21 protein-coding genes and 3 pseudogenes are annotated in these 25661 nt (G+C 74.9%); 8 read left to right on the top strand and 16 right to left on the bottom strand.

Annotation, left to right across the window (positions count from 1 at the left end; translation table 11 throughout):
• Window positions 1-19 precede the first annotated feature (19 nt).
• Window positions 20-862 carry a hypothetical protein gene (locus OG335_RS19285; protein ID WP_405012359.1) on the top strand — a complete coding sequence of 281 codons (843 nt, stop codon included), beginning with the start codon at window positions 20-22 and terminating at the stop codon, window positions 860-862.
• 204 nt (window positions 863-1066) lie between these two features.
• Window positions 1067-1825, top strand: a complete 759-nt coding sequence (locus OG335_RS19280; protein ID WP_405012358.1) for a hypothetical protein — start codon at window positions 1067-1069, stop codon at window positions 1823-1825.
• Between the two features lie 67 nt (window positions 1826-1892).
• On the opposite strand, the gene OG335_RS19275 is transcribed toward OG335_RS19280, so the two are convergent.
• The 3 genes from OG335_RS19275 to pdhA are packed head-to-tail and all read right to left on the bottom strand — an operon-like array spanning window position 1893 to window position 5519.
• Window positions 1893-3380 (bottom strand): dihydrolipoamide acetyltransferase family protein, encoded by a 1488-nt coding sequence (locus tag OG335_RS19275; RefSeq protein ID WP_405012357.1) that lies wholly within the window; start codon window positions 3378-3380, stop codon window positions 1893-1895.
• A 13-nt stretch (window positions 3381-3393) separates the two neighbouring features.
• A complete protein-coding gene (locus tag OG335_RS19270; protein ID WP_405012356.1) occupies window positions 3394-4368 on the bottom strand; it encodes an alpha-ketoacid dehydrogenase subunit beta in 975 nt (324 codons plus the stop codon).
• On the bottom strand, window positions 4368-5519 hold the full coding sequence (pdhA, locus tag OG335_RS19265) for a pyruvate dehydrogenase (acetyl-transferring) E1 component subunit alpha (protein ID WP_405012355.1): 1152 nt from the start codon (window positions 5517-5519) through the stop codon (window positions 4368-4370). Before pdhA ends, OG335_RS19270 begins: the two co-directional genes overlap by 1 nt.
• A gap of 389 nt (window positions 5520-5908) precedes the next feature.
• Here pdhA and OG335_RS19260 point away from each other — a divergent pair, with 389 nt between their 5' ends.
• A complete protein-coding gene (locus OG335_RS19260; protein ID WP_405012354.1) occupies window positions 5909-6577 on the top strand; it encodes a response regulator in 669 nt (222 codons plus the stop codon).
• Between the two features lie 43 nt (window positions 6578-6620).
• The gene (locus tag OG335_RS19255; protein WP_405012353.1) at window positions 6621-7799 is read left to right on the top strand and encodes a phosphotransferase; all 1179 of its coding nucleotides are present in this window, start codon (window positions 6621-6623) and stop codon (window positions 7797-7799) included.
• 12 nt (window positions 7800-7811) lie between these two features.
• Here the strand turns inward: OG335_RS19255 and OG335_RS19250 are convergent, their stop codons facing one another.
• The 6 genes and pseudogenes from OG335_RS19250 to OG335_RS19225 form a co-directional block, all read right to left on the bottom strand.
• A complete protein-coding gene (locus OG335_RS19250) occupies window positions 7812-9281 on the bottom strand; it encodes a protein kinase domain-containing protein (protein ID WP_405015453.1) in 1470 nt (489 codons plus the stop codon).
• 328 nt (window positions 9282-9609) lie between these two features.
• Window positions 9610-11046, bottom strand: coding sequence for a protein kinase domain-containing protein (locus OG335_RS19245; RefSeq protein WP_405012352.1), 1437 nt, complete (start codon window positions 11044-11046; stop codon window positions 9610-9612).
• A gap of 189 nt (window positions 11047-11235) precedes the next feature.
• Entirely contained in the window at window positions 11236-11844 is a 609-nt protein-coding gene (locus tag OG335_RS19240; protein ID WP_405012351.1) for a bacterial proteasome activator family protein, read from the bottom strand.
• Window positions 11845-11928: 84 nt separating this feature from the next.
• A complete protein-coding gene (locus OG335_RS19235) occupies window positions 11929-12876 on the bottom strand; it encodes a hypothetical protein (protein ID WP_405012350.1) in 948 nt (315 codons plus the stop codon).
• 188 nt (window positions 12877-13064) lie between these two features.
• Window positions 13065-14045 (bottom strand): NAD(P)H-quinone oxidoreductase, encoded by a 981-nt coding sequence (locus tag OG335_RS19230; protein ID WP_405012349.1) that lies wholly within the window; start codon window positions 14043-14045, stop codon window positions 13065-13067.
• 61 nt (window positions 14046-14106) lie between these two features.
• Window positions 14107-14771, bottom strand: a pseudogene (locus tag OG335_RS19225) (potassium channel family protein); the annotation flags it as partial.
• A gap of 190 nt (window positions 14772-14961) precedes the next feature.
• On the opposite strand from OG335_RS19225, the gene OG335_RS19220 reads away from it, so the two are divergent.
• Complete coding sequence (locus tag OG335_RS19220) at window positions 14962-15981, top strand: potassium channel family protein (protein ID WP_405015452.1); 1020 nt, start codon at window positions 14962-14964, stop codon at window positions 15979-15981.
• A 15-nt stretch (window positions 15982-15996) separates the two neighbouring features.
• Here OG335_RS19220 and OG335_RS19215 read toward each other — a convergent pair whose 3' ends face one another.
• The 5 genes and pseudogenes from OG335_RS19215 to OG335_RS19195 form a co-directional block, all read right to left on the bottom strand.
• Window positions 15997-17205 carry a molybdopterin molybdotransferase MoeA gene (locus OG335_RS19215; RefSeq protein WP_405012348.1) on the bottom strand — a complete coding sequence of 403 codons (1209 nt, stop codon included), beginning with the start codon at window positions 17203-17205 and terminating at the stop codon, window positions 15997-15999.
• Window positions 17202-17483, bottom strand: a pseudogene (locus OG335_RS19210) (DUF6457 domain-containing protein); the annotation flags it as partial. The pseudogene OG335_RS19210 and the gene OG335_RS19215, both read right to left, overlap by 4 nt.
• 219 nt (window positions 17484-17702) lie before the next feature.
• Window positions 17703-18269: pseudogene (locus OG335_RS19205) on the bottom strand (molybdenum cofactor guanylyltransferase); the annotation flags it as partial.
• 40 nt (window positions 18270-18309) lie between these two features.
• A complete protein-coding gene (locus OG335_RS19200; protein ID WP_405012347.1) occupies window positions 18310-19221 on the bottom strand; it encodes an MBL fold metallo-hydrolase in 912 nt (303 codons plus the stop codon).
• A 156-nt stretch (window positions 19222-19377) separates the two neighbouring features.
• Window positions 19378-20025, bottom strand: coding sequence for an FMN-dependent NADH-azoreductase (locus OG335_RS19195; protein WP_405012346.1), 648 nt, complete (start codon window positions 20023-20025; stop codon window positions 19378-19380).
• 104 nt (window positions 20026-20129) lie between these two features.
• On the opposite strand from OG335_RS19195, the gene OG335_RS19190 reads away from it, so the two are divergent.
• Window positions 20130-20489: a winged helix-turn-helix transcriptional regulator gene (locus OG335_RS19190; protein ID WP_405012345.1), complete on the top strand. Its 360-nt coding sequence runs from the start codon at window positions 20130-20132 to the stop codon at window positions 20487-20489.
• A 103-nt stretch (window positions 20490-20592) separates the two neighbouring features.
• Here the strand turns inward: OG335_RS19190 and OG335_RS19185 are convergent, their stop codons facing one another.
• On the bottom strand, window positions 20593-21363 hold the full coding sequence (locus tag OG335_RS19185) for a polyprenol monophosphomannose synthase (RefSeq protein ID WP_405012344.1): 771 nt from the start codon (window positions 21361-21363) through the stop codon (window positions 20593-20595).
• A 347-nt stretch (window positions 21364-21710) separates the two neighbouring features.
• On the opposite strand from OG335_RS19185, the gene OG335_RS19180 reads away from it, so the two are divergent.
• Window positions 21711-23105, top strand: coding sequence for a phosphomannomutase/phosphoglucomutase (locus tag OG335_RS19180; RefSeq protein WP_405012343.1), 1395 nt, complete (start codon window positions 21711-21713; stop codon window positions 23103-23105).
• Window positions 23106-23224: 119 nt separating this feature from the next.
• Window positions 23225-24415: a mannose-6-phosphate isomerase, class I gene (gene manA / locus OG335_RS19175; RefSeq protein ID WP_405012342.1), complete on the top strand. Its 1191-nt coding sequence runs from the start codon at window positions 23225-23227 to the stop codon at window positions 24413-24415.
• A gap of 204 nt (window positions 24416-24619) precedes the next feature.
• Here the strand turns inward: manA and OG335_RS19170 are convergent, their stop codons facing one another.
• Complete coding sequence (locus OG335_RS19170) at window positions 24620-25456, bottom strand: hypothetical protein (protein WP_405012341.1); 837 nt, start codon at window positions 25454-25456, stop codon at window positions 24620-24622.
• Window positions 25457-25661: the final 205 nt, after the last annotated feature.

Genomic DNA, 25661 nt, shown 5'->3' with positions numbered 1-25661 from the left:
CTCCCTGGGGGGACCTGCCATGCTCCTGACCGTTATCACCCGATTCGTCCGTAACGCCGCCGTCGCCACCGCCGCCACCGCCGTGCTCGGCGCCGGCCTGCCGCTGCTCACCGCGGGAGACGCCTGGGCGTGCGGGGACGCCCCCACGGCGCCTGCCCCCACGACGGCCACCCCGGCGAACACCGGGAACACCGCCTCCGGATTCATCGCCCCGGTGCCGACGAGCGTCACCGCCGGTGGCGCCGCCGTGGAGATCGGCCTGGAGCAGGTGAACCTCACCGGCGCGCCGGTGGACCGGCTGGCGCCGGAGTTCTCCCTGTTCGCCTCCGAGCCGATCCCGGGCACGGACAAGCTGGTGAACCTGCAGCCCGAGGACGTCACGCTCGACGTCATGTTCCACGGCCACTGGAAGCGGCTGTCCCTCCGCCACGGCTGCGACCCGACCCTGTTCGCCGACACCTCGTCGATCGCCGAACCGGTGCAGGACGGCCGGGCCCACCGCTACGTGTTCCGGCTGGCGCTGTCGGCCAAGACGCCCGCGCAGCTCAAGAAGGTCGACGTCTACGGCGGATCCGACGGCAGGAGCGGCGTGGCCACGCTCTCCCTCGCCGTGCAGCACCCGAAGACCTCGACGGCCACGCCCTCCCCCACCGGGCCCGCCCCGATCACCGCGACCGGCACGCCCACGGCAACCCCGACCGCCACCCGTACGCCCACGCCGGCCGCGTCCGCTCCCGCCACCGCGGAGCTCGCCGAGACGGGACCGTCCACTCCGGCGGCCTTCCTGCTCGTCTCGGGCGCCGTGGCGCTCGCGCTCGGTGGGGCCGTCCTGTACGGCGCCGCGCGGATCTCCCGGCGCTGAGCGCGGCCGGACGGGACGGACCGGTACGGGCGCGGGGAGCGCGGCGGAGGCGCGATCCGCGGGTCAGGGCGACATCTTGCCCGCGCTCCCCCCGTGACCGGCCGGATCGTGCGTCAATGGGGTGAAGGCTCGGCGCGGGAGGCCGGGGCCGCTGCACCGGACACCTTCGCCTGCACAGTGCCGCACCATGCCCTGGGGGCTGCCATGCGAACGTCCGCCGTCTCCCGCCCCGCCCGCCGTGCCGCCGCCCTCGCAGCGGCCGCGCTGACCGTCGGCGCGGTCCTGCCCGTCCTCTCCGCCGGCACCGCCCGGGCCGCCTGCGGTGACGCGCCGCCCGCGGCGGCCTCCCCCGCAGCGCGGCACGCCACGGATCCCGTGTCGGGTTTCGTCCCACCGCTGCCGGAGACCGTCGCGCCGGGCGGCCCCGCCGTGGAGATCGCGCTGGAGCAGGCGAACTTCACCGGCGCACCGTACGAGCGGCTGGCGCCGCAGCTCGCGCTGTTCGCCTCGGAGCCCTCGGCGGAGCCGGGCCGGCTGGTGAACCTGCAGCCGGAGGACGTCGCGGTCGAGGTCATGCGGCAGGGTGCGTGGCAGCCGCTGCCGGTGCACCCGGGGTGCGACCCGACGCTGACCGTCGACACCTCGTCCGTCGCCGAACCGGTGCCGGACGGGCAGGCCCACCGCTATCTCTTCCGGCTGGCGCTCACGGCGTCGCTGCCGGCGGAGCTGACGCGGATCGACGTCCTCGGCGGGCCTGGCGTCGAGGGCGGCACCGCGTCGTTCACCCTCGCGGTCGAACGGTCCGCGGCGGCCGGGGCGGTGCCGGTCGGCACGGCGCCGGTCGCGTCGGTGACCGGTACCGCGGCGGCGCCCTCCCTGGCCGGGTTCGGCGTCGTCGCCGGGTCGGCGGTGCTCGCCGCCGGGTCCGGAGCCCTGCTGGTGCGGCGTTCCCGGCGCCGCTGAGCGGGAGGAACGCCGCAGCCCCGCCCCTCGCGGTCCGAGGGGCGGGGCTGCGGCGTTCCCGGGGCGGTCAGCCCCAGGTGATGAGGCGCTTGGGGTGTTCCAGGATCGCGGCGGTGTCCGCGAGCACCCGGGAGCCGAGCTCGCCGTCGACCAGGCGGTGGTCGAAGGAGAGCGCGAGGGTGGTGACCTGGCGCGGCACCACCTTGCCCTTGTGCACCCACGGCATCGCCCGGACCGCGCCGAAGGCGAGGATGGCCGCCTCGCCGGGGTTGAGGATGGGCGTGCCGGTGTCGACGCCGAAGACGCCGACGTTGGTGATGGTGATCGAGCCGCCCTGCATGTCCGCGGGCGCCGTCCTGCCTTCGCGGGCGGTGTCGACGAGTTCGCCGAGCGCGACCGCGAGCTGGGTGAGGCTCCGCGCGCCCGCGTCCTTGATGTTGGGCACGATCAGGCCGCGCGGCGTGGCGGCCGCGATGCCGAGGTTGATCCGGCCCTTGAGGACGATCTCCTGGGCGGCCTCGTCCCAGCTGGCGTTGACCGCGGGGTGCCGCTTGACCGCGGTGAGGAGCGCCCTGGCGACGAGCAGCAGCGGGCTGACCCGGACGCCGGGGCCGAGCTCACCGCTCTCCTTGAGCCGCCGGACGAGCTTCATCGTGCGCGTCACGTCGACCTGGACGAACTCCGTGACGTGCGGAGCGGTGAAGGCCGACGAGACCATCGCGGACGCGATCGCTTTGCGCACCCCCTTCACGGGGATGCGGACGTCCTCCGCGCCGCTCGCGACGGCGACCGGGAGGGCGGCCACGGGAGCGGTGTCGACGGACGCGGTGTCGACGGACGCGGCGGCGGCAGGCTCGACGGCCTCGACCGGCGCCTGCACCGGGGCGACCGCGGCGTGCACGTCCTCCCGGGTGATCACCCCGGCGGGACCGGTCGGGACGACCGTCCGCAGGTCGACGCCGAGGTCCTTGGCGAGCTTGCGGACCGGCGGCTTGGCGAGCGGCCGCTCCCCCGCCTGGGCGGGCAGGACGGCCGGAGCCGCCGCGACCGGAGCCGGGGCCGCCACGACCGGAGCGACCGGGGCGGGGGCCACCGGGGCGACCGGGGCAGGCGATGTTTCACGTGAAACCGGCGCCGCCGCGGGGGCGGCCGGCGCGCGGCGGGCCCGGCGCTGGGTGCCGCCGGTGCGCGGCCCGTAGCCGACGAGCACCTCGCGGCGCTCCGGCACGACCTCCGCCTCGGCGGCAGCCGTGGCCGCGGCCGCGGGTGCTGCGGCGGCGGGTGCGGCCGGTGCGGCGCCCGCGACGGCGATCGCGATGATCGCGGTGCCGACGTCGACGGTGGAGCCCTCCGGGAAGAAGAGCGCTTCGACGATCCCGGTGAAGGGGATCGGCAGCTCGACCGCCGCCTTGGCGGTCTCGACCTCGCAGACGACCTGCCCGTCGGTGACGGTGTCGCCCGGCTTGACGTACCAGGAGAGGATCTCGGCCTCGGTGAGGCCCTCGCCCACGTCGGGCATGCGGAACTCGCGGAGCGAGCGTACTTCGGTGGTCATGGCGTCGCCCCTCTCAGTACGCGAGCGCGCGGTCGACGGCGTCGAGCACCCGGTCGAGGTCGGGCAGGAACGCCTCCTCGACACGGGACGGCGGGTACGGCGCGAAGTAGCCGCCGACCCGCAGGACCGGCGCCTCCAGGTGGTAGAAGCACCGCTCGGTGAGCCGGGCGGCGAGTTCGGCGCCCATGCCCAGGAAGACCGGCGCCTCGTGCACGACGATGCCGCGGCCGGTCCGCTTGACCGACTCCTCCAGCGTGGCGAAGTCGACCGGGGAGAGCGAGCGCAGGTCGACGACCTCCAGGCTGCGGCCGTCCTCCTGGGCGGCCGAGGCGGCCTCCTGGCAGACCTTCACCATCGGGCCGTACGTGATCAGCGTGGCGTCGGTGCCGGGGCGCACGATGCGCGCGGAGTGCAGGGGCAGGTCGGAGGCGTCGCCGACGTCGCCCTTGTCCCAGTAGCGCCGCTTGGGCTCCAGGAAGACCACCGGGTCGTCGGAGGCCACGGCCTCGCGCAGCATCCAGTGCGCGTCGTGCGCGTTGGACGGGGTGACGACCTTGAGGCCGGCGGTGTGCGCGAAGTACGCCTCGTGGGACTCGCTGTGGTGCTCCACCGCACCGATGCCGCCGCCGTAGGGCATGCGGACGGTGATCGGGAGCTTCACGTGCCCGAGCGAGCGGGCGTGCATCTTGGCGAGCTGCGAGACGATCTGGTCGAAGGCCGGGTAGACGAAGCCGTCGAACTGGATCTCCACCACGGGGCGGTAGCCGCGCAGGGCCAGGCCGATGGCGGTGCCCATGATGCCGGACTCGGCGAGCGGGCTGTCGATGACCCGGTCCTCGCCGAAGTCCTTCTGCAGGCCGTCCGTGATGCGGAAGACGCCGCCGAGCTTGCCGATGTCCTCGCCCATGAGGAGGGTCTTCGGGTCGCTCTCCAGCGACCGGCGCAGGGCCTCGTTGAGCGCCTTCGCGATGCTGAGCCGCTCTGCCATCAGTGGTTCTCCCCGCCCTCGAAAGAGGCCGCGTAGGCCACGTACTCGGCCCGCTCCTCGTCCACCAGGCCGTGCGGCTCCGCGTAGACGTGGTCGAAGATCAGTGTCGGATCCGGGTCGGGCATGGAGCGCACGCCCTCGCGGACCCGCAGGCCGAGCGCCTCGCTCTCGGCCTCGACGCCCGCGAAGAACGCCTCGTCGGCGAAGCCCTCCTTGTCGAGGTGGGCCTTGAGGCGGGTGATCGGGTCCTTGGCCTTCCAGGCCTCGGTCTCCTCCGCGAGCCGGTAGCGGGTCGGGTCGTCGGAGGTGGTGTGCGCGCCCATGCGGTAGGTGAACGCCTCGACGAGCACCGGGCCGTTGCCGCTGCGGGCGTGGTCGAGCGCCCAGCGGGTCACGGCGAGACAGGCCAGCACGTCGTTGCCGTCCACCCGCACGCCGGGGAAGCCGAAGCCGGAGGCGCGGCGGTAGAGCGGGATGCGGGTCTGGTTGGTGGTGGGCTCGGAGATCGCCCACTGGTTGTTCTGGCAGAAGAACACCACAGGCGAGTTGTAGACCGCGGCGAAGGTGAACGCCTCGCTGACGTCGCCCTGGCTGGAGGCGCCGTCGCCGAAGTAGGCGATCACCGCGTCGTCCGTGCCGTCCTTGGTGATGCCCATCGCGTAGCCGGTCGCGTGCAGGGTCTGCGAGCCGATGACGATGGTGTAGAGGTGGAAGTTCTTCTCGTTCGGGTCCCAGCCGCCGTGGTTCACGCCGCGGAACATGCCGAGCAGGTTCAGCGGGTCGACGTCGCGGCACCAGGCGACGCCGTGCTCCCGGTAGGTCGGGAAGGCGTAGTCGCCGGGGCGCATGGCCCGGCCCGAGCCGACCTGGGCCGCCTCCTGACCGAGCAGCGAGGCCCACAGGCCGAGCTCGCCCTGCCGCTGCAGGGAGGTCGCCTCGGCGTCGAAGCGCCGGACCAGCACCAGGTCGCGGTAGAGCGCGCGGAGCTCGTCGGCGTCGACGGTCAGCGGGAACTCCGGGTGCTCGACCCGGTCGCCCTCCGGCGTGAGCAGCTGTACGAGTTCCGGCGCGGCGTCCGAGCCTGCGCGGAGGTTGTCAGGGACGCCGGGGGCGGCCTTCTTGCGCGCCCTCGCCGTGCTTTTGACGGTCACGTTCACTCCTCGGTCTGTCCGGCCGCCCGGGGTCGCCGGTGACCGGTCCGGTCACCTCCGGGCAAGGCGCGCTGGGTGTGCGCACCGGCTGCACGGCAGGTGGTGATCCTTTTCCGACGGCGTCCCTCACGAGAACGTTACCCAGCGCCGCCCCGTGGTGCGCCTGCGCTAGGACGTCCTACTTGTTCCGTGCGAGAGCCGCGGATGTGGTACGGGTCTCACGCTCGGCGCCGTCAGGACACCAGCGCACGGTATCCGGGCAGAGCTCTCCGCGTAAGGGGGTAACCGGCATCGATTCGGTGTCCGCGATGCGGGCGTTCGTCCGGACCGCCCTCCGGGGCCCGGCCGGGCACAGGCAGGTCGGCCTGGTGGCGTGGAAGGATTCGACCATGACTGGAAACGGACATATCAGGGTTTTTCTCCTCGACGACCACGAGGTGGTCCGCCGGGGCGTGCACGACCTGCTCTCCACCGAGGACGACATCGAGGTGGTCGGCGAGGCCGGTACGGCGGCCGAGGCCCTCGCCCGCATCCCGGCCGTCACGCCGGACGTGGCCGTCCTGGACGTCCGGCTGCCGGACGGCAACGGCGTGGAGGTGTGCCGTGAGGTGCGCTCCCGAAGTCCCGAGGTGCGCTGCCTGATGCTGACCTCGTTCTCGGACGACGAGGCGCTCTTCGACTCGATCATGGCCGGGGCCTCCGGGTACGTCCTGAAGGCGATCCGCGGGACGGACCTGATCACCGCCGTCCGCGACGTCGCCGCCGGCCGGTCGCTGCTCGACCCGGTCGCCACCAGCCGCGTGCTGGAGCGCCTCCGCGAGGGCGGCGGCAAGGAGGACGAGCGCCTCGCCCGGCTGACGAAGCAGGAGCGGCGCATCCTCGACCTGATCGGCGAGGGGATGACCAACCGGCAGATCGGCAACGAACTCCACCTGGCCGAGAAGACGGTGAAGAACTACGTGTCCAGCCTGCTCGCCAAGATGGGCATGGAGCGCCGCACCCAGGCTGCCGCGTACGTGGCGCGGAGCCGTCCGCCCGACCGCCGAGCAGATCGCTGACGATCTGTCAAGCACCCCTTCCGGACAACACTACGCTCACTCCGTGATCCCCAGCCCGGCGTCCCCGCCCCACGTCCGCAGGGACGGTACGACCCTCGTCCGCACCCATGCCGTCCCCGCCGCACGGTCCGCCAGGACCGTCCGGCGTCCCCGCCCGGCCGGCGCCCCGGCCCGGCCCGACCCGACCGCACCGCCGCTCGGCACGCTCAGCCCGCCCGTGCCGCCCGCCGTGCTGGCCGCGGTGCTCGGCTCGTACCGGACGGCTCCGCCCGTCTCCGTCCGACCGGTGGCCGAGGGCCTGCTCAACCGCGGCTACCTGGTCACCACGGCGGACGCCCGCTACTTCCTCAAGTGCTACGTCGACCGCGCGACCGCCTCCCGGACGGCCGTGACCGCCCAGCACCGCGCGACCGCCGCGCTGCACGCCCGCGGACTGCCCGTGACGCCGCCGCTGGCGGGCCGGGACGGCTGCACCGTGACCACCCGCCGCGGCCGGCTCTTCGCGCTGTACCCCTGGGTGGAGGGCGACCACCGGCACGGCGACGCGCTCGACCACCCGCACTGCGCCGACCTGGGCATCCTGCTGGGCCGGCTGCACGGCGCCCTCGCCGAGGCCTGCGGACCCGTCCGGCAGCCCGCCGGGCGGCTCGCCGCCGATCCGGAGGAGACCGGCGCGCTGGTCGCCGACCTGCGCCGGCGCATCGGGCCGCGGCCGGTGCCGGGGTCCTTCGACGCGCTCGCCGCGGAGCACCTCGCCGAACGCCTCGACCTGCTCGCGCAGCACGGCCGGCGCCGGCCGGCGCCGGACGAGGCACCGCCCACCGGCTGGACGCACGGCGACTTCCACGGGCTCAACCTGCTCCACCGGGACGGGCGCGTCACAGCCGTCCTCGACTGGGACAAGCTCGGCCTGCACCCCACCGCCGAGGAGGCGGTGCGCGCCGCCACCCTGGTCTTCAACGACCGCACCACCGGGGTGCTCGACCTCTGCCGGGTGCGGGCCTACGCGCGGGCCTACCGCGCGGAGGCGGCGGCCGGGCCGCCGGTGCTCGCCGCCGCCGTGCGCCGGGTCTGGTGGGAGCGGCTGAACGACCTCTGGATGCTCCAGTGGCACTACCAGCGCGGGGACCACCGGGCGGACCAGCTCTTCCCCGCGGCCGCCGGCCAACTGCGCTGGTGGTGCGAGGAGTACGAGCAGGTGCTCGACGCCTTCACCAACTGACCGGTCCCCCGGTCAGCCGGCGGACTCGCCGGGCGTCGGGGTCGGGGTCGGGGTGTCCGTCGGCGGCGGCGTCGTCTTCGTCTCGGTCGGCGTGGGCGACGGCGACGCGGTGGCCGTGGGCGAGGCCGAGGCCGAGGGCGACGGCGAGGCCGAGGCGCTCGGGCTGCCGGACGGCTGACGCGAACCGCTGAACGTCTCGCTCGGCCGGGAGGTGTCGACCTGCGAGGGCGTGCTGGTCGGCAGGGTCGGCTGGTCGGTCGGCCCGCCGGTGTCGACCGGCGCGGTGCTCTGGGTCGGGTTCGGGCCGGGGTCGTTGCCGCCGCCGTTGTTGTGCAGCGCCAGGGCGATCCCGATGGACGCGGCCACCAGCACCGCAAGGACGCCCAGCACCCAGCGCCACGGGCTGCGCCCCGGCTCCGGCTCGTAGTCGTCCGGGCCGTCGCCGCCCCCTCCGTAGCCCGGACCGACCGGCGGGTAGCCGCCGGACGGCGTCGAGTACGGCGTGGTGACCTGGTACGGCAGGGCCGTGGTCGGGTCGGCCGGGGCGGCCCGGCCGACCGGCTCGGTCATCGCGGTGCCGCCGCTGGGCGTGCCCGGGTATCCGGCGGTGCCGCCGTTGCCGCCCTGTCCGGCGGCGGCGAGCCCGGCCGCCGCGGCGGCCGCGGCGGCGGATCCGGCCGTGTAGCCGGCGCCCTGTGCGCCGTGCATGGTGCGCAGGGCGTGCTGGAGGTGCGCGCGGAACTCGTCCGCGGTCTGGAAGCGGTCGTCGGGGTTCTTGGCGAGCGAGCGCAGCACGAGGTCGTCGAGCCCGACCGGTACCCGGCCGTTGGCGCGGGACGGCGGCACCGGCATGTCCTGGACGTGCTGGTAGACGACCGACAGCGGCGTCTCCCCGGTGAACGGCGGGCGCAGCGCCAGCAGTTCGTACAGCATGCAGCCGGCCGCGTACAGGTCGGACCGGTGGTCGACGGAGCGGCCGAGTGCCTGCTCGGGCGACAGGTACTGCGGGGTGCCCATGACCATGCCGGTCTGCGTCATGGTGCTCGCGGCGCCGGTGAGCGCGCGGGCGATGCCGAAGTCCATCACCTTGACGGCGCCGCCCGTCGTGATGATCACGTTGGCGGGCTTGATGTCGCGGTGGACGATGCCGTGCCGGTGGCTGTAGGCGAGGGCCTCCAGCACGCCGGCGATGATGATCAGCGCCTGGTCGACCGGCGGTGCCTCCTCGTCGACGAGGAGTTCGCGGACCGTACGGCCCTCGACCAGCTCCATGACGATGTACGGCGTGGACTCGCCGTCCAGCACTTCCTCGCCGGTGTCGTAGACCGCCACGATCGAGTGGTGGTTGAGGGCGGCGACCGCGTGGGCCTCGCGCGTGAAGCGGAGCCGGGCGATGTCGTCCTCGGCGAGGTCGGCGCGGAGGAGCTTCACCGCCACGGTGCGGCCGAGGCGGACGTCCTGGGCGGCGAAGACCTCGGCCATGCCGCCGCGGCCGAGCCGGCCGGTGATCTGGTAGCGACCGTCGCCGAGCGTGCCGAGCGCGGCCTTCGTGCCGCGGAACGGCGTCTGCCCGGACCGGCCCGACAGCACCTTCGTCTCTGCGGTCCCCGCGGGCTCGGGCCCGGTGTCCGCCGCGTCCTCGGTGGAGGCGTCGACGTCCGGTTCGTCGCCGTCGTCGGGCCGATCGGTCTGTGCCATCGCTCCTCGCCCCGGGCCCTCGCTCGGCGCGTAGTCGCCCTGTCGGTTACGTCCTGTGAAACGCTACCGCTTCGGCCCGGTCACCGTGGAACGGGGAGTCCGGGCCGATGCCTCAGTGCCGGCCGTCCCCGGGGAGTTCCCCTGCGACGGTCGCGGAGCGTGCCGACGACGAACTGCTGCCGTAGTCGGTCCCCTTGTTCTGCTCGCCCTTGACCGCCGCAATCATCACGATGATGCCGGCGAGCAGGATCACGCCGAAAATCACACCGACCACGACGAGGGCCGTCGAGCACCCCGCGTTGTTGTTCGGCGCCTGCGGCTTGGCCACGAACGGGCGCTGCTGCGAGGGCATCGGACCGGTCGGGTGGGCCTGCTGCGGGAAGGGCCGCGGCGTCTGCAGCGGCTGCGGGAACGGCTGCGGCGTGTGCGCCTGCGGGAAGGGCTGCGGCGTGTGCGGCGGCTGCGGGAACGGCTGCGGCGTGTGCGGCGGCTGCGGGAACGGCTGCGGCGTGCTCGCCTGCGGCTGGTAGGGCTGCTGGATCTGCGGCGCGGGTGTCCGGATGTCGCCGCTCACCTGCGGGAAGTTGGTCAGCGACGGCGCGGCGCTCACCGAGCGCGGGCCCTCGCCGATCACCAGCGGGGTGGACGCCTGCAGGGGTGCGCCACCGGCCTGCGTGGCGGAGTTGACCCGCTCGACCTCGTCGCGCATCGCCTCCGCGGTCGGGAAGCGGTGCGCCGGGTCCTTGCGCAGCGCGCGCTCGACCAGGGCGTCGACCGCGGGGGTCACCGCCCGGTTGATCGTGGACGGCGCCGGCGGCGGCTCCTGCACGTGCTTGTACGCGATCGAGAAGGCCGAGTCGCCGTCGAACGGCAGCCCGCCGGTGAGCAGCTCGAAGAGCATGCAGCCCACCGAGTACAGGTCGGAGCGGGCGTCGACGCTCTTGCCGAGCGCCTGCTCCGGCGAGAGGTACTGCGGGGTGCCGACGACCATGCCGGTCTGCGTCATCGACGTGACGCCGGACTGCAGGGCGCGGGCGATGCCGAAGTCCATGACCTTGACGACGCCCTTGGTGTTGACCATGACGTTGCCCGGCTTGATGTCGCGGTGCACGAGGCCCTGGTCGTGCGAGGCCTCCAGCGCCGACAGCACCGCCGCGGTGATCTTCAGCGCCCGGTCGGTCGGCATCGCGCCGTGCTGGGCGACCGCCTCGTTGAGCACGTCGCGCAGGGCCTTGCCCTCGACGTACTCCATGACGATGTACGGCGTGGCCGCGCCGTCGGCGGCCACGTCCTCGCCACTGTCGTACACCTGCACGATGTTGACGTGCTGGAGCCGGGCGACGGCCTGCGCCTCGCGGCGGAAGCGCTCCTTGAACGAGGCCTCCCGGCCGAGTTCGGTGTGCAGGGTCTTCACGGCGACCTGACGGTCCAGCACGGTGTCGTACGCCAGGTGCACGGAGGCCATGCCGCCCTGCCCGAGCAGGCGCTGCAGCACGTACCGACCGTTGCCCAGGGCGTGGCCCTCGGCCGTGGTGGCGTCCTCGCTCATGTCCCCCTGCTTCCAGGTGTCGTCCGGCATGCCGGTCCCGCGGTCCCGCGGACCGCCGGCCCCCGCCGGTGGCGCGGCGGCCGCACGGCAGGGGCCCAGGGTATCGGCTCGCACCGACGTCATCGGGTGCAGGGGCACAGCTGTGTCCGGCCTGCAACGCGGTTGCCGAACACCTGCGACACACAGGGGTTACAGGTACGGGCCCGAACGGATTCCGCGGCCCGGCCCGGTCTCCTCCTCGCCCGGTTCGGCGCCCTGCAGACCGGGCGGCAGGGCCCGCCTCATCTGCTCCAACTGCGCCCGGGCCGCCATCTGCTGGGCGAAGAGCGCGGTCTGGATGCCGTGGAACAGCCCCTCCAGCCAGCCGACCAGCTGGGCCTGGGCGATGCGCAGCTCGGCCTCGGTGGGGATGGTGTCCTCGGTGAAGGGCAGGGAGAGGCGTTCGAGCTCCTCCACCAGCTCGGGGGCGAGCCCGAGCTCCAACTCCTTGATCGAGCTCGCGTGGATGTCCTTGAGCCGGGCACGGCTGGCCTCGTCGAGAGGAGCCGCCCGGACCTCCTCCAGCAGTTGCTTGATCATGCTGCCGATCCGCATGACCTTGGCCGGCTGCTCGACCATCTCGGTCACCGGCAGTTCGCGCGGCTCGAACTGGTCGCCACTGCGGCCGAAGCCTCCCGGAACGGCCCCGACGGGCATGCCGTCGGGGCCGACGATCAGCACCTTCGGGTTGTCGTCCGGCTGCCCGTCCGACGCCTCGTAGGCCTGCTGCGGAGAGCGCTCGTTCATCGGGTTCGTCATGCCAGGCATTCTCCCCCACCGGGCGTGGCGCCGGGAGGTCCCGGGGATCTTGCCGGGCCGGAACAGGCCGCCCGGCGGGCCCGGTCAGCCCCGGCGCAGCCGCAGGCCGACGAGCGCGAGTCCGCAGCCGATGAGGGTCAGCCCCGCGCCGAGCGGCAACTGCCGGGTGGACGCGTCGGACCAGCGCAGCGGCGCGGCGAGCTCGGTCGCGGCCGGCGGCACGGCGTCCGCGGCGACGGTCGCGCCGGTCGCGCCGGGCTGCTCGGCGGGGGTGCCGGGGGCGGCGGGGACAGCGGCGGCGGGGGTCTCGGCGGCCGGTGCGGGCTCGCGCCGGTCGAGCGCCGCGGCGGGCCCGCTCCGGCCGTGCGGGCCGGCGGCGGAGTGCGCGGCCCCGGGCCGGACGGCGACGGCGGCCGAGGACGGGGCGGCGGGTGTCGCGGACGCCTCCGCCTCGTCGTCGCAGGGCTCCTCGGCGGGAGCCCCCGTCGCGGCGGCACCGGTGCCGGCGGGGTCCGGATGTCCGGCGGGCTCCTCCGCCGGCTGCTGGGCGGCGCCGGAGGCCGGCCCGGCCCCCGGGTGCTGTGCCGGCCCCTGGTCGGGGACGGAGCCGGGCTCCGGCACGGTGGCCGGCGAGTGCGGGCGCGGCCCGGAGAGGGGGCCGGACATGCCGGAACCCCCCGACGGCGACGGGAACGGCCCGGGCAGGCCGAGGCCGGGTATGCCGCCGGGTATGCCGAGGCCGGGCGCGTCCGGGTCCGGTACGCCGTGGCCGGCCTCGCCGGCGGCGGCCGCACCGGGCCCGGGGAGGGCGGACGCCGCCTGCTGGACGGCCCCTTCGACGGCTTCGTGCACCTCGTGCGGGACGGTCCGCGACGGCGGGTGCGGGCCGGGCGGCGGACCGGCCTGGCCGGCCGGGGCGGGCGCCGCCAGCAGCAGCGGCAGGGCGATGCCCGCACCGGCGACGGCGGCCCAGCGGCAGGACGAGGGGAGCGCGGAGGAGAGGGCGCGGAACACGTGCGGAAGTGCAGCCACAGCGGGAAGTCCTTCCGACGAGCGGTCGCACGGGGGCACGACCGGCGGCGGGACAGCTCCGCACCAGGGTCACACAATCCGACAATCCGGGCATTTCGTACGCCCACGCTCCGCGACGCCGCACGCCGCCGCCACCGTCGGCCCAACCCCCGCACCCGCCGCACCACCGGAAGCACCCGCCCGGGCGATCAGCCCACCCGCAGCACGACCTTGCCGACGTGACCGCTCCGCTCGACCAGCCGGTGCGCCTCGGCCGCGTCCTCGACCGGCACCACCTCGTGCACCACCGGCCGCACCACACCGGACTCCACCAGCGGCCACACGTGCTCGCGCACCGCGGCGACGATCGCCGCCTTCTCCTCCAGCGGGCGCCCGCGCAGGTTGGTCGCCACCACCGCACCCCGCTTGCGCAGCAGCGAGTTGAGGTCGATCTCGCCCTTGACACCACCCTGCAGGCCGATGATCACCAGACGCCCGTTGACCGCCAGCGCGTCCACGTTCCGCTGCAGGTACCGGGCGCCCATGATGTCGAGGATCACGTCCGCGCCGCCCCCGTCGGTGGCCTCCCTCAGGGCCTCCACGAAGTCCTGCTCCCGGTAGTCGATCAGCACGTCCGCACCGAGCCCGGCGCACCGAGCCAGCTTCTCCCGGCTGCCCGCCGTCACCGCCACCCGCGCCCCGACCGCCTTCGCGAGCTGGATCGCCATCGTGCCGATGCCGCTGGCACCGCCGTGCACCAGCAGCGTCTCACCGGGGCGCAGCTGCGCCAGCATGAAGACGTTCGACCAGACCGTGCACGCCACCTCGGGCAGCGCCGCGGCCTGCTCCGCGCTCAGGCCGGCGGGCCTCGGCAGCAGTTGGCCCGTCGGCACGACCACGCGCTGCGCGTAACCGCCGCCGGTGAGCAGCGCGCACACCTCGTCGCCCACCGCCCAGCCCGCGACGTTCGGGCCGACGGCGGCGATCCGGCCCGCGCACTCCAGGCCCGGGTAGGGCGAGGAGCCGGGCGGGGGCTCGTAGAAGCCCTGCCGCTGGAGCAGGTCGGCGCGGTTGACCGCACTGGCCGCGACCTCGACGAGGACCTCGCCCGCACCCGGCTCCGGGTCGGGCACCTCGGCCCAGGTCAGTACCTCGGGACCGCCCGGCCGGGAAATGGTGATGGCTCGCATGCCGCCACGCTACGCGCGCCGCCCCCGCCGACGGCGGGCGGCCCGCCGGGCACCCGCCCCGTCAGCCGCCGCCGACCGACCGCTGGATGGCGATGACGCGGTCGGTGATCTGCAGCACCGCGGCCTCGGGGTTCGTGTAGTTGAGCACCCGCCGGCCGCGGACGACCGCCACCACGAGGTCCTCGCACGCCCGCGGGCTGTGCCCCGCCTCCGCCCGCGTGACCGGGCGTTCGACCAGGTCGAGGCTGCGGCCGACGGTCAGCAGGTCCTCCATGACGGCGCCCGCGTGCGGGCTGAGGATCGACATGCCGAGCAGGCGTCCCGCCGAACTCGAACTCGTCACGACGACGTCCGCGCCGCTCTGCCGCAGCAGCGGCGCGTTCTCGTCCTCCCGGACGGCCGCGACCAGCACCGCCGCGGAATTCAACTGACGGGCCGTCAGGGCGACCAGCACCGCGGTGTCGTCGCGGTCCGGGGCGATCACCACCTTCTCCGCACGCGGCAGTTCGGCCCGGAGCAGCGTGTCGGTGCGGGTGGCGTCTCCCAGCACCCCGGACAGACCGTCCCGGTTGGCGTGGTCGATCGCCTTGCGCTGCGGGTCGACGACCACGATCGACTCCTTGCGGACCCCCTGGCCGAGCAACGCGGTGACCGCGGCACGGCCCTTGGTGCCGTACCCGACGACGACGGTGTGCTCCCGCACGGACGCCTCCAGCGCTCTGCCCGACCCGGACGACACGGCGCCGCCGGGAGCCGACCCTACCCGCCGCCGACCCGCGCGACCCGCGTGTGGCGGTGGCCCCCGAGGGCGCGCCCCGCCATGCTGGTCCGCGTGAATCACGGTACAGAGCCCTCCGGAACGCACGGCAGGATCCCGCGGCGCCGCCGCCGCGCGGAGCGGCACGAGGAGAGCGGGGTGGAGTCGGGCGGCCGGGTGTCGCTGCCCACCCGCACCCCTCCCCCACCCATGCGCCAGGTGTCGCGACGGCTGCTGCTCGCCCTGGCCGTGCTGGTCGCGACCACCCTGACGGTCTGGCTCGACCGCGGCGGCTACAAGGACAGCGCCGACTCCACGGTCGACTTCCTCGACGCCGCCTACTACGCCACCGTCACCCTCTCGACCACGGGCTACGGCGACATCACCCCGGTCAGCGACAGCGCCCGGCTGATCAACATTCTCGTGATCACGCCGCTGCGGGTGCTCTTCCTGATCATCCTGGTCGGCACCACCCTGGAGGTGCTCACCGAACGCACCCGCCAGCAGTGGCGGATCGGACGCTGGCGCTCGACCGTCAGCGACCACACCGTGGTGATCGGGTACGGCACCAAGGGCCGCGCCGCGGTCACCGCGCTGCTCGGCCAGGGCGTCCACAAGGAGTCGATCGTGGTCGTCGACCCGCAGCAGAAGGTCGTCGACCAGGCCTCCCTGGACGGGCTGGTCGGCGTCGTCGGGGACGGTACCCGCAGCGAGACCCTGCAGCGCGCCGAACTCCCCCGCGCCGCCCGCATCGTGGTCGCACCCGAACGCGACGACACCGCGGTGCTCGTCACCCTCACCGCCCGCCAGCTCAACAAGGCCGCCACCGTCGTCGCCGCCGTCCGCGAGGACGAGAACGCGCCGCTGCTGCGCCAGAGCGGCGCCAACGTCGTCGTCACGAGTTCGAGTTCGGCGGGACGCCTGCTCGGCATGTCGATCCTCAGCCCGCACGCGGGCGCCGTCATGGAGGACCTGCTGACGTACGGCAGCGGCCTCGACGTGTCGGAGCGGCCGGTCACGGCGGCCGAGGCGGGGCGCAGCCCCCGGGAGTGCGAGGACCTCGTCGTCGCGGTCGTCCGCGGGCGGCAGGTGCTCGCCTACACCGACCCGGACGCGGCGGCGCTGCGCCCCACCGACCGGCTGATCGTCATCCGCGACGCCGTCCACCACCAGGTCTGACGGCGGCCGGCCGGGTCACGGCAGGGCGAGCACCTCCGCCGGGCCGCCCGCCCGGACACCGCCCGGCGGCACCACGGCGACGGCCTCCGCGACCGCGAGGCCGCGCAGCATCGCCGGGCCGTCGAACGGCAGCGGCACCAGGCCGTCGGCGGTCCGCACCACCGGCACCAGCCGGGTGTCCGCGGGATGCCCCGGCAGGTCGACGGCGGCGCTCTCGGTGCGGCGGCGCGGCGCCGGGCGCCCGGACAGCGCGTGCAGCAGGGGCAGCGCCAGGGTGAGCGCCCCGGCCGCGGCGGCCAGCGGGTTGCCGGGCAGCCCGACCAGGTGGCCGCCACCGGGCAGCGCCGCGAGCAGCATGGGGTGCCCGGGCCGCACGGCGACACCGTCGACCAGCAGCCGGGCCCCCTCCCCGGCCAGCACGGGGTGCAGGAAGTCCGCCGGGCCGGAGGCCGTGCCGCCGGTGGTGACGACCACGTCGGCGGACGCGTGCCGGACGGCGTCGCGCAGCACCGCCCGGTCGTCGCCGATCCGGCGGCAGCCGGTGACCTCGGCCCCCGCGGCGGCCAGCCACGGCGGCAGCAGCGGGCCCAGGGCGTCCCGCACCCGGCCGGGGCCCGGCACCCCGGAGTCCTGGAGCTCGTCGCCGAGGAGGAGCAGCTCGACGGTCGGCCGACGGCGCACCGTCAGCCGGTCGTGGCCCGCGGCGGCGGCCAGGCCGAGAACCGCCGCGGTCACGGGAGTGCCGGCGGGCAGCAGCACCTCGCCGCGGCGGCACTCCTGACCGCGCGGCCGGACGTCCTGCCCCGGCCCGACCTGCCCGTGCAACAGGCCGTGCGCGAGCCGCCCGTGCTCGCGGCGCAGCACGCCGGTCGCGCCGGTCGGCAGCTGCGCGCCGGTGGCGATCTCCACCGCGCGGCCGTCGGCCAGCGGTGCGGGTGTGCTGCCGGCCAGCAGGCGCCCTGCCGGCCGCCACGGCCCGGGGCCGGCGACGGCCCAGCCGTCCATGGCGGAGGTGTCGAAGCCCGGCAGGTCGGTGACGGCGGTGAGCGGTTCGGCGAGGGTGCGGCCGAGGGCGGCCGCCGGCTCCACCTGCTCGGCCGGGACAGGAGCCGGGGCGGCCCGGCGGGCCTCCCGGCGGGCCTCCGGCCACGGACGGTCACGGGCGGGGCCGGGTGCGCCGGTCGCGGCGGCGGGGCCGTCCACGCGGGTCAGGCCGCCGTTCACGGCCCCTCCGGCGGGGCGGCGGCCACCCAGCGGTCGGCGAGGGCCCGGGCCCGGTCGGAGGCCTCGGCGACGGCCTCGGCGCCGCCGCCGCGGGCCGCGGCCGCGTACCCCACCAGGAAGGCGGTCAGCGGCGCACCGGGCCGGGCGACCCCGTGCGCGACCACCCGGGCCAGGTCGAGCAGACCCGGTACGTCGACGTCGAGGTCGATGCCCAACTCGGTGCAGACCTCGGTGATCCAGTCATCCAGCGTGCGCTCCATGGCCCCATGCTGCCCGATGGCCGTTCCGCGGGCGGTGGCACCACCGTGAGCGGGTCACTTCGTTTCGCTCACCGCCGGGCGCCGACCGCGGTGAGCAGGGGCCGCGCACCAGGTCCGTGCAGGCCCGGCGGGCTCAGCGCGGGCTGCCTCAGCGCTTGGCGGGCTCAGCGCGGCGGGCTCAGGGCCGGGCGGGCTCAGCGCGGCTGCCTCAGCGCGGCGGGCTCAGGGCCGGGCGGCGCGGGCCCGGGCGAGCGCGAGGTCGTCCCAGGTGTCGCAGTCGAGGGCCACCGCGCCGGTGTCGGGCACCCGGACGGTCCGCAGTCCACCGGTCAGCCGGCGCAGGGGGCGGTTCGCGGGGGTGCCGAGCGCGGCCAGGGCATCCCGGAGGGCGTCCGTCCGGTAGGCGGCGGTGAGGGGCTGGTCGCGGCCGTCCGCGTCGACCAGCACGGCGGCCTGCGCCTGCGGGTCGTCGTCGAGCGCGGTGAGCAGCCGCTGCAGGGTCGCGGGGTCGAGGAAGGGCAGGTCGGCGGCGAGCAGCAGCACCCGTCCGGCGGTCACCCCGGCCAGGCCGGCGGCGACCGCGGCGACCGGCCCGCCGCCCGCCGGTTCCTCGCGGGCCCACCGCACGCCGGGCCGGGCGACCGCGCGGGCGGGGCCGACCACCACGGTGGTGCGGGCACCGGCGCATGCGTCGAGCACCCGGTCGAGCAGCGTGCGGCCGCCGACCTCCAGGCCGGGCTTGTCGGCACCGCCGAGCCGTCCTGCGGCGCCCCCGGCGGGCACGATCACGTCGAAGACCGTCATGCGGCCAGTATCCGCCGGTGCGGCGGGGCCCGTCCGGTCCTCAGTCCTCGTCGACGATCTCCGCGTCGACGATCTCGCCGTCCTCGGGCGGGGCCGTGTTGGCGGCGGCGCCGAGCTCCAGGATGGCGGGCAGCGTGAGGGCGCCGTAGCGCTCGTTCATGGCCGCGGCGAACGCCTCGGCGTCGTGCGGGTGCGCGGCGAGCGCCCGGTCGAAGTCCTGGAGGTACTCGCCGGTGAAGGAGAGCACCCGCAGGGCGTCGTCGTCGGCGCCCGGGGCGCGGTGCCCGGCGACGACCCGGTCGACGCCGAGGTCGGCGATCCTGGCGAGGTTGTGGGCCCAGTCGATCCGCCGGTACGGGTCGGTGTCGGCCGTCCACACGTGGGTGCCGTTGTAGACGAAGTCGCCCGCCAGCACGGTGCGGATGCCCGGGATGTGCACGACCGTGGAGTCCTCGCAGTCGCCCTGGCCGAGCGGCAGCACGTGGATCAGCTGCTGGTCGACCATCAGCGGCTGCGGCAGCAGCGGGGCCGGCAGCAGCGGCTGGTCGGGGATGTCGTCGCCGTAGACCGGCTTCCACTCGGCGACCTTGGCGGCGCCGGTGCGGGCGATGCCGTCCACCACGCCCGGGGCGGCCAGCAGCCGCGCCCCGGGGAAGAGGCGCAGCACCTCCTCGGCCCCGAAGTAGTGGTCCGGGTGGCGGTGGGTGACGACGATCGCGAGGAGCGTACGTCCCTTGCCGGCGATCCACTCGGCGAGTTCGCGGCCGGCGCTGCGGGTGAGCTGGGCGTCGACGAGGATCGCGGTGCTCCCGCCCATGATCAGCGTGGAGGTGGCGAAGAAGGCGCTCTCCGGCCCGGTGAAGACGTCGATCTCCAGCGGGGGCGGCGGGTGGCCCGGCCCGGGGGCCGCGCGGTCGGGTCCGGCGGTCTCGTCGGGCGGGTTGGGCGTCACGTCGGCTCCCTCGTCGGCGCGGCGGGCCCGGGCGGGCCGCTCGTGCGCACCAGCTTGGGCGGTGGAGAGCCGGATCGCCGGTCAGGCGCGCCCGGGAGGGTGGCCTCGGCCACCGCCCGGGCGCGACCGGTTCGCCCCCGCACCACGGGCCTCCGGTCAGGCCGGGACGCCTGCGCCGACGGCCTGGGCACGGGCGGCGGCGTCGACGAGCGCCTGTGCCTTGGAGGCGTCGGCCAGGTCGGTGAACTCGGCCATCGCCGGGTTGACGCGGGCCAGCGTGAACTCGGGCACCACGAAGTCGACCTCCAGGCCGAGCATGCCGGTCAGCACCTTCTCCAGGTACGTGGTGACGAACTCGAAGCTCTCGCGGGGCGTGCCCGGCCCGTACGCGCCGCCGCGGGAGGAGACCACGGTGACCGGGGTGCCGGCCGCCGAGGGCTGCTCGCCGGCGCTGCGGCCCATGAGGATCACCTGGTCCAGCCACGCCTTGAGGCTGGAGGGGATCGTGAAGTTGTACATCGGGGTGCCGATCACCACGGCGTCGGCCTGCTCCAGCTCGGAGATCAGGCGGTCGCGGAGGTCGTGCGCCTCCTGCTGCTCGGGGCTGCGGTGCTCGGCCGGGACGAAGCCCGCGGTGATCCCGGCGGCGTCGAGGTGCGGCAGGGGCTCGGCGGCGAGGTCGCGGTAGATCACGGTGGCGCCGGGGTTGGCGGCCTCCCAGGCGGCCCGGTAGGCGGCGCTGACCTCACGGGAGACGGAACCCTCGGAGAGCGCGGACGAGTCGATGTGCAGCAGCGTGGGCATGGGAGCCTCCCTTTCGATAGTCGCTGCAATATTCTCTGCAGCTGTCAAAACAGTAGCAGCTTACTTTTCTATAGTCACTGGCGCCGGGGCAGTACCCTGGACCCATGACCCAGGAATCGGCACCGCCGCACCCCGCGTGCACCGGGGTGGACGTCACCATCACCCGGGTCTTCGCACTCCTCGGCAAACGCTGGACCGGCCTCGTCGTCGCCGTCCTCGCGCACGGCCCCGGCCACTTCTCCGAGCTCCGCCGCGCCATCCCCGGCATCAGCGAACGGATGCTCTCCGACCGCCTCACCGAACTCGCCGAAGCCGGCCTCGTCGTCCGCGAGGTCGAGGCGGGCCCGCCGCTGCGCGTCCGCTACCGCCTCACCGAATCCGGCTGCGCCCTCGGCCCCGCCATGACGGAGCTGCGCAGCTGGGCCGAGCAGTACCTGCCGCCGACGCCCCCCGGCGTCTGCTGACCCCCGGACACGCAGAACGCCCGGACACGCAGAACGCCCCGGCGCCGCGGGCCGACGGAATCGTCGTCCTGCAGCGCCGGGGCGTTCCCGGGTGTGCTGGGGGTCAGGTGGTGCGGTTCTTGCGGGTGAGCTTGTCGATGCGGGCGCGGACGCCCCAGGCGGTGACGCGCCAGAGGGCTTCGACGACGATGTTGCGGCTCATCTTGGAGGCGCCGTGTTCGCGTTCGACGAAGGTGATGGGGACCTCGGCGACCTTGTAGCCGGCCTTGACGGTGCGCCAGGCGAGGTCGACCTGGAAGCAGTAGCCGGCGGAGGCGACCTGGTCCATGCCGAGGCCGAGGAGGGTCTCCTTGCGGAAGGCCCGGTAGCCGCCGGTGACGTCCCTGATGGGGACGTCGAGCATGAGGCGGGAGTAGGTGGAGCCGCCGCGGGAGAGGAGCAGGCGGGACCTGGGCCAGTTGACGACCTTGCCGCCGGGAACCCAGCGGGAGCCGAGGACGAGGTCGGCGGTGCGCAGGCCGGTGAGCAGGCGGTGGAGTTCCTCGGGCTGGTGGGAGCCGTCGGCGTCCATTTCGACGAGGACGTCGTAGCCGTTGTCGATGCCCCAGCGGAAGCCGGCGAGGTAGGCGGCGCCGAGGCCTTCCTTGCCCTTGCGGTGCAGGACGCGGACGTGGTCGTCGTCGGCGGCGAGCTTGTCGGCGAGGTCGCCGGTGCCGTCGGGGCTGTTGTCGTCGGCGACCAGAACGTGGACCTCGGGGACCGCGGCGCGGACCCGGGAGACGATCCGCTCGATGTTCTCGGCCTCGTTGTAGGTCGGGATGATCACCAGCACCTGGCCGAGATCGGCGAAGGTGCTCTCCTCAGGGGCAGTCACGTCAGAGCCTTTCGAACAAGGGGGACAATGCGGCGAGCCCGCAGCCGGAGGTGGGGATCGACAGCGCACGTCATCGAGACAGGGCCCGGGTAAGCACCGGGCAAGGAACCCGGAAAGCGGATCGTACAACGTCGCGTCCACCCGGTGTCCGGCCGGGCCGGACCGCCCCCGGCGGGCAGGTAGCCTCAGGTCAACCTGAACACCCGTGGGTCGCGCAGCAGCCGGTCGCTCGCACCCGGCACCCGCCCCCGGCAGCACCGCTCCCGGCGGGCCGCGGTGCCGGAGCCCGCGCCGGGTGTCGAGCGACAGCGTGCGGACCGACCGCACCGAACAGGGTGGAGCCCCCCATGCGGGATCTGAGTCAGCTGGTGAAGGCGTACGACGTCCGGGGTGTGGTGCCGGATCAGTGGGACGGGTCGCTGGCGTGGGCGTTCGGTGCGGCGTTCGTGCGGGTGGTGGGGGCGTCGGCGGTGGTGGTGGGGCATGACATGCGGCCGTCGTCGCCGGGGTTGTCGCGGGCGTTCGCGGAGGGTGCGGCGGCGTTCGGGGCGGATGTGGTGGAGATCGGTCTGTGTTCGACGGATCAGCTGTACTACGCGTCGGGGTCGATGGATCTGCCGGGGGCGATGTTCACGGCGTCGCACAATCCGGCGGAGTACAACGGGATCAAGTTGTGCCGGGCGGGGGCGGCGCCGGTGGGTCAGGACACGGGGTTGTCGGAGGTCCGGGCGCTGGTGGAGTCGTGGTGCACGGGTGCGGACGGTGGTGTGGTGGTGCCGGCGGCCGCGGTGGGGACGGTGGTGGGTTCGCTGTCGTCGCGGGAGACGCTGGAGGGGTACGCGTCGTATCTGCGGGGGCTGGTGGACCTGTCGGGGATCCGGCCGTTGAGGGTGGTGGTGGACGCCGGGAACGGGATGGGCGGTCACACGGTGCCGACGGTGCTGGCGGGGTTGCCGCTGGAGGTGGTGCCGATGTACTTCGAGCTGGACGGCACGTTCCCCAACCATGAGGCGAATCCGCTGGATCCGGCGAACCTGGTGGATCTGCAGGCGCGGGTGAGGGTGGAGGGTGCGGACATCGGGCTGGCGTTCGACGGGGATGCGGACCGGTGTTTCGTGATCGACGAGCGGGGTGAGCCGGTGTCGCCGTCGGCGATCACGGCGCTGGTCGCGGAGCGGGAGATCGCGCGGGCGCGGGCGGGGGGTGAGGAGCGTCCGACGGTGATCCACAATCTGATCACGTCGTGGACGGTGCCGCAGGTGGTGGCGGACGCGGGTGCGGTGGCGGTGCGTACCCGGGTGGGGCATTCGTTCATCAAGCAGGAGATGGCGCGGACGGACGCGGTGTTCGGGGGTGAGCACTCGGCGCACTACTACTTCCGGGATTTCTGGCGGGCGGACACGGGGATGCTGGCGGCGTTGCACGTGCTGGCGGCGCTGGGCGGGCAGGAGCGGCCGTTGTCGTCGCTGTGCGAGCGTTACGACCGGTATGCGGCGTCGGGGGAGATCAACTCGACGGTGGCGGACCAGGTGGGGCGTACGGCTGCGGTGCGGGCGGTGTACGGGGTTCTGGAGGGGGTGTCGACGGACGAGCTGGACGGGTTGACGGTCGCGGGGGACGACTGGTGGTTCAACCTGCGGGCGTCGAACACCGAGCCGTTGCTGCGGTTGAACGTGGAGGCGAAGGACCCGGCGCGGATGGCCGAGCTCCGCGACGCCGTCCTCGCCCTCGTCCGCGCCTGACCCCACCCCACGCGGCGGCCCACCACGGGCCGCCGCGCGGGACACCGCCCGTACACCACGCTCGGCTAGAGTCGTCCGTCCCGACCGACCACCCTGCACGCCAGCGAGGAACCGAGCCGATGGACAGGCTGCACAACACCGTCCGCCCCTACGCCTGGGGATCCACCACCGCCATCCCCGCCCTGCTGGGCGAGGAGCCCACCGGTGAACCGCAGGCCGAGATGTGGATCGGCGCCCACCCCGGTGCACCGTCCCGGCTGGAGCGGAACGGCGCCACGACCACGCTCGACCAGGTCGTCGCCGCCGATCCCGAGCGCGAGCTCGGCGCCGCCGCTGCCCGGTTCGGCCCCGCCCTGCCCTTCCTGCTCAAGGTCCTCGCCGCCGGCCTGCCGCTCTCCATCCAGGCCCACCCCACCCTCGCCCAGGCCCGGTCCGGCTTCGCCGCCGAGAACGCCGCCGGCATCCCCCTCGACGCCCCCCGGCGCAACTACAAGGACGCCAACCACAAGCCCGAACTCATCTGCGCACTCGACGAGTTCGAAGGACTCTGCGGCTTCCGCACACCCGCCGACGCCGCCCGCCTGATGGCCTCCCTCGACGTCCCCGGGCTCGCCCCGCTCATCGACACCCTGCGCAGCAAGCCCGAGGCCGAGGCCCTCGCCGACGCACTCGCCGCCATCCTCTCGATGACCGGCGACCACGCGGCCCGGACGGTCGCCGACGTCGCCCGCGCCGTCACCGCCGCCGCACCGGCCGACCCGACCGGCGCACTCGCCGGATACGCCTTCGCCGCACGGGAGTTCCCCGGCGACACCGGCCTCGTCGCCGCCCTGCTCCTCAACTTCGTCCGCCTGCAGCCCGGCGAGGCCCTCTACCTGGGCGCCGGGATGCCGCACGCCTACCTGCGCGGCACCGGCGTCGAGATCATGGCCAACTCCGACAACGTGCTGCGCTGCGGGCTCACGCCCAAGCACGTCGACGTGCCGGAGCTGATGCGGGTCGTCGTGTTCGAGGCCTCCGAGCCGGACGTCCTGCGACCCGCCGCCGCAGCCGACGGCGAGCACCACTACCCCGTGCCGATCGACGAGTTCCGGCTCTCCCGCTACGCCCTCGGCGCGCAGCCCGCGGTCGTCCCCGGCGACGCCCCGCAGATCCTGCTGTGCACCGCCGGCACCGTACGCCTCACCGCCCGCGACGGCAGCACGCTGGACCTCTCCCCCGGCCGGTCCGCCTACCTCCCCGCGGACGGCACCGCCACCACCCTGGCCGGCCCCGGCGCCACCGTCTTCCGCGCCACCGTCACGCTCTGACCCGGCCCACCCCGCTCGCCCCCGCCTCGCGGAGCTGTCCGCCCCCGTGGCGTCGGGCCGGCTCACCGTAGGGGGCCGGCTCACCGTGCGGTGGCCCGGGTTGCCGTCCTCGCGTTGTGAGGCGGTGCCGACCCCGGACATGCCACGGGGCCCGCACCCCGGAAGGGATGCGGGCCCCGCGGCGGCCGACCGGCAGCGGCCCGATCAGACGCCGGACGTCCGCCGGCGCACCGCCACCACGACACCGGCCCCGACCAGCACCGCGGCGCCGCCCACGAGGGCGATCCCGGCGGTGGCCGGCGAGGAACCGGTGGCGGCGAGGGCCCCCGGGGCGGCCGTGGCGGATGGCGCCGCCGACGCACCCGGGGCCGGCACCGTCGCGGACGCGCTCGCGCTCGCGGAGGGTGCGGAACCCGTACCGGTGGTGGGGGTGGTGCTCCCGGTCGGCGAGGCGCTGGCAGCCGCCCTGGCGTCGGCCAGCGCCTTGTCCGCGGCCTGCTTGACGACCAGTGCCGCCTTCATGGCCCGCTCCGCCGCGCTGTACTCCTGGATGATCTTCACCTGGGCGTCCGCCAGCTCGTCGTGGGCCGCGGCGGACGCGGCGGCGGCCACGGCCTTGGCGGCAGCGGCGGCCTCGGCCGCCGCCTTCGCGTCGGTCACGGCCTGCTCGGCGTCCGCCCGGTCCTGCGCTCCGGCGCTCTCCGGGAGGGCGTCCAGCGCGGCCTTCGCGTCGGCGAGTGCCCGGTCGGCGGCCTTCGCCGCGGCGGCCGCGGCGATCGCCGCCTGCCGGGCCTCCTCGGCCTTGCGGCTCAGCTCGTTGGGCTTGCTGAGGAAGTCGTCCATCACCTTGTACGCGGCAGCCGCGGCGGCGACCGCCGCGTCGTAGGCCTGCTGGGCGTCGGCGGCCGCCTGCTCCAGCTCGGCCAGGGTCGGCGCCGTCCGGGTGTGGGCCACCGGCGTCGCCTCGGCGAAGGAAGGAACGACGGCGAGCAGCGCAACGGGCGCCATCACGACGGCCACGAGCGCACTGCGAATCTTCAAGAGAACTCTCTCCGGTAGGGAAGGACTGCGTGCCGCGGCCACGGCCGCGCGCAGGGGAAGGAGCTGGCGACCCGCTCGTACGGCGATCGGCGGCCCGGCCTCGGCGAGGGTACCCGAACCACTCTGAGGTGTCATCAGACAATTCCGCAGCCCGGCGCTACGGCTCCCGCAGGCCTGACCCCGCCCGGCGCCCGCCCCCTGCCGC

Source organism: Kitasatospora sp. NBC_01539, from assembly GCF_045040525.1.
Classification (GTDB): Bacteria; Actinomycetota; Actinomycetes; order Streptomycetales; family Streptomycetaceae; genus Kitasatospora.
This window is presented reverse-complemented; position numbering and strand designations above follow the sequence as displayed.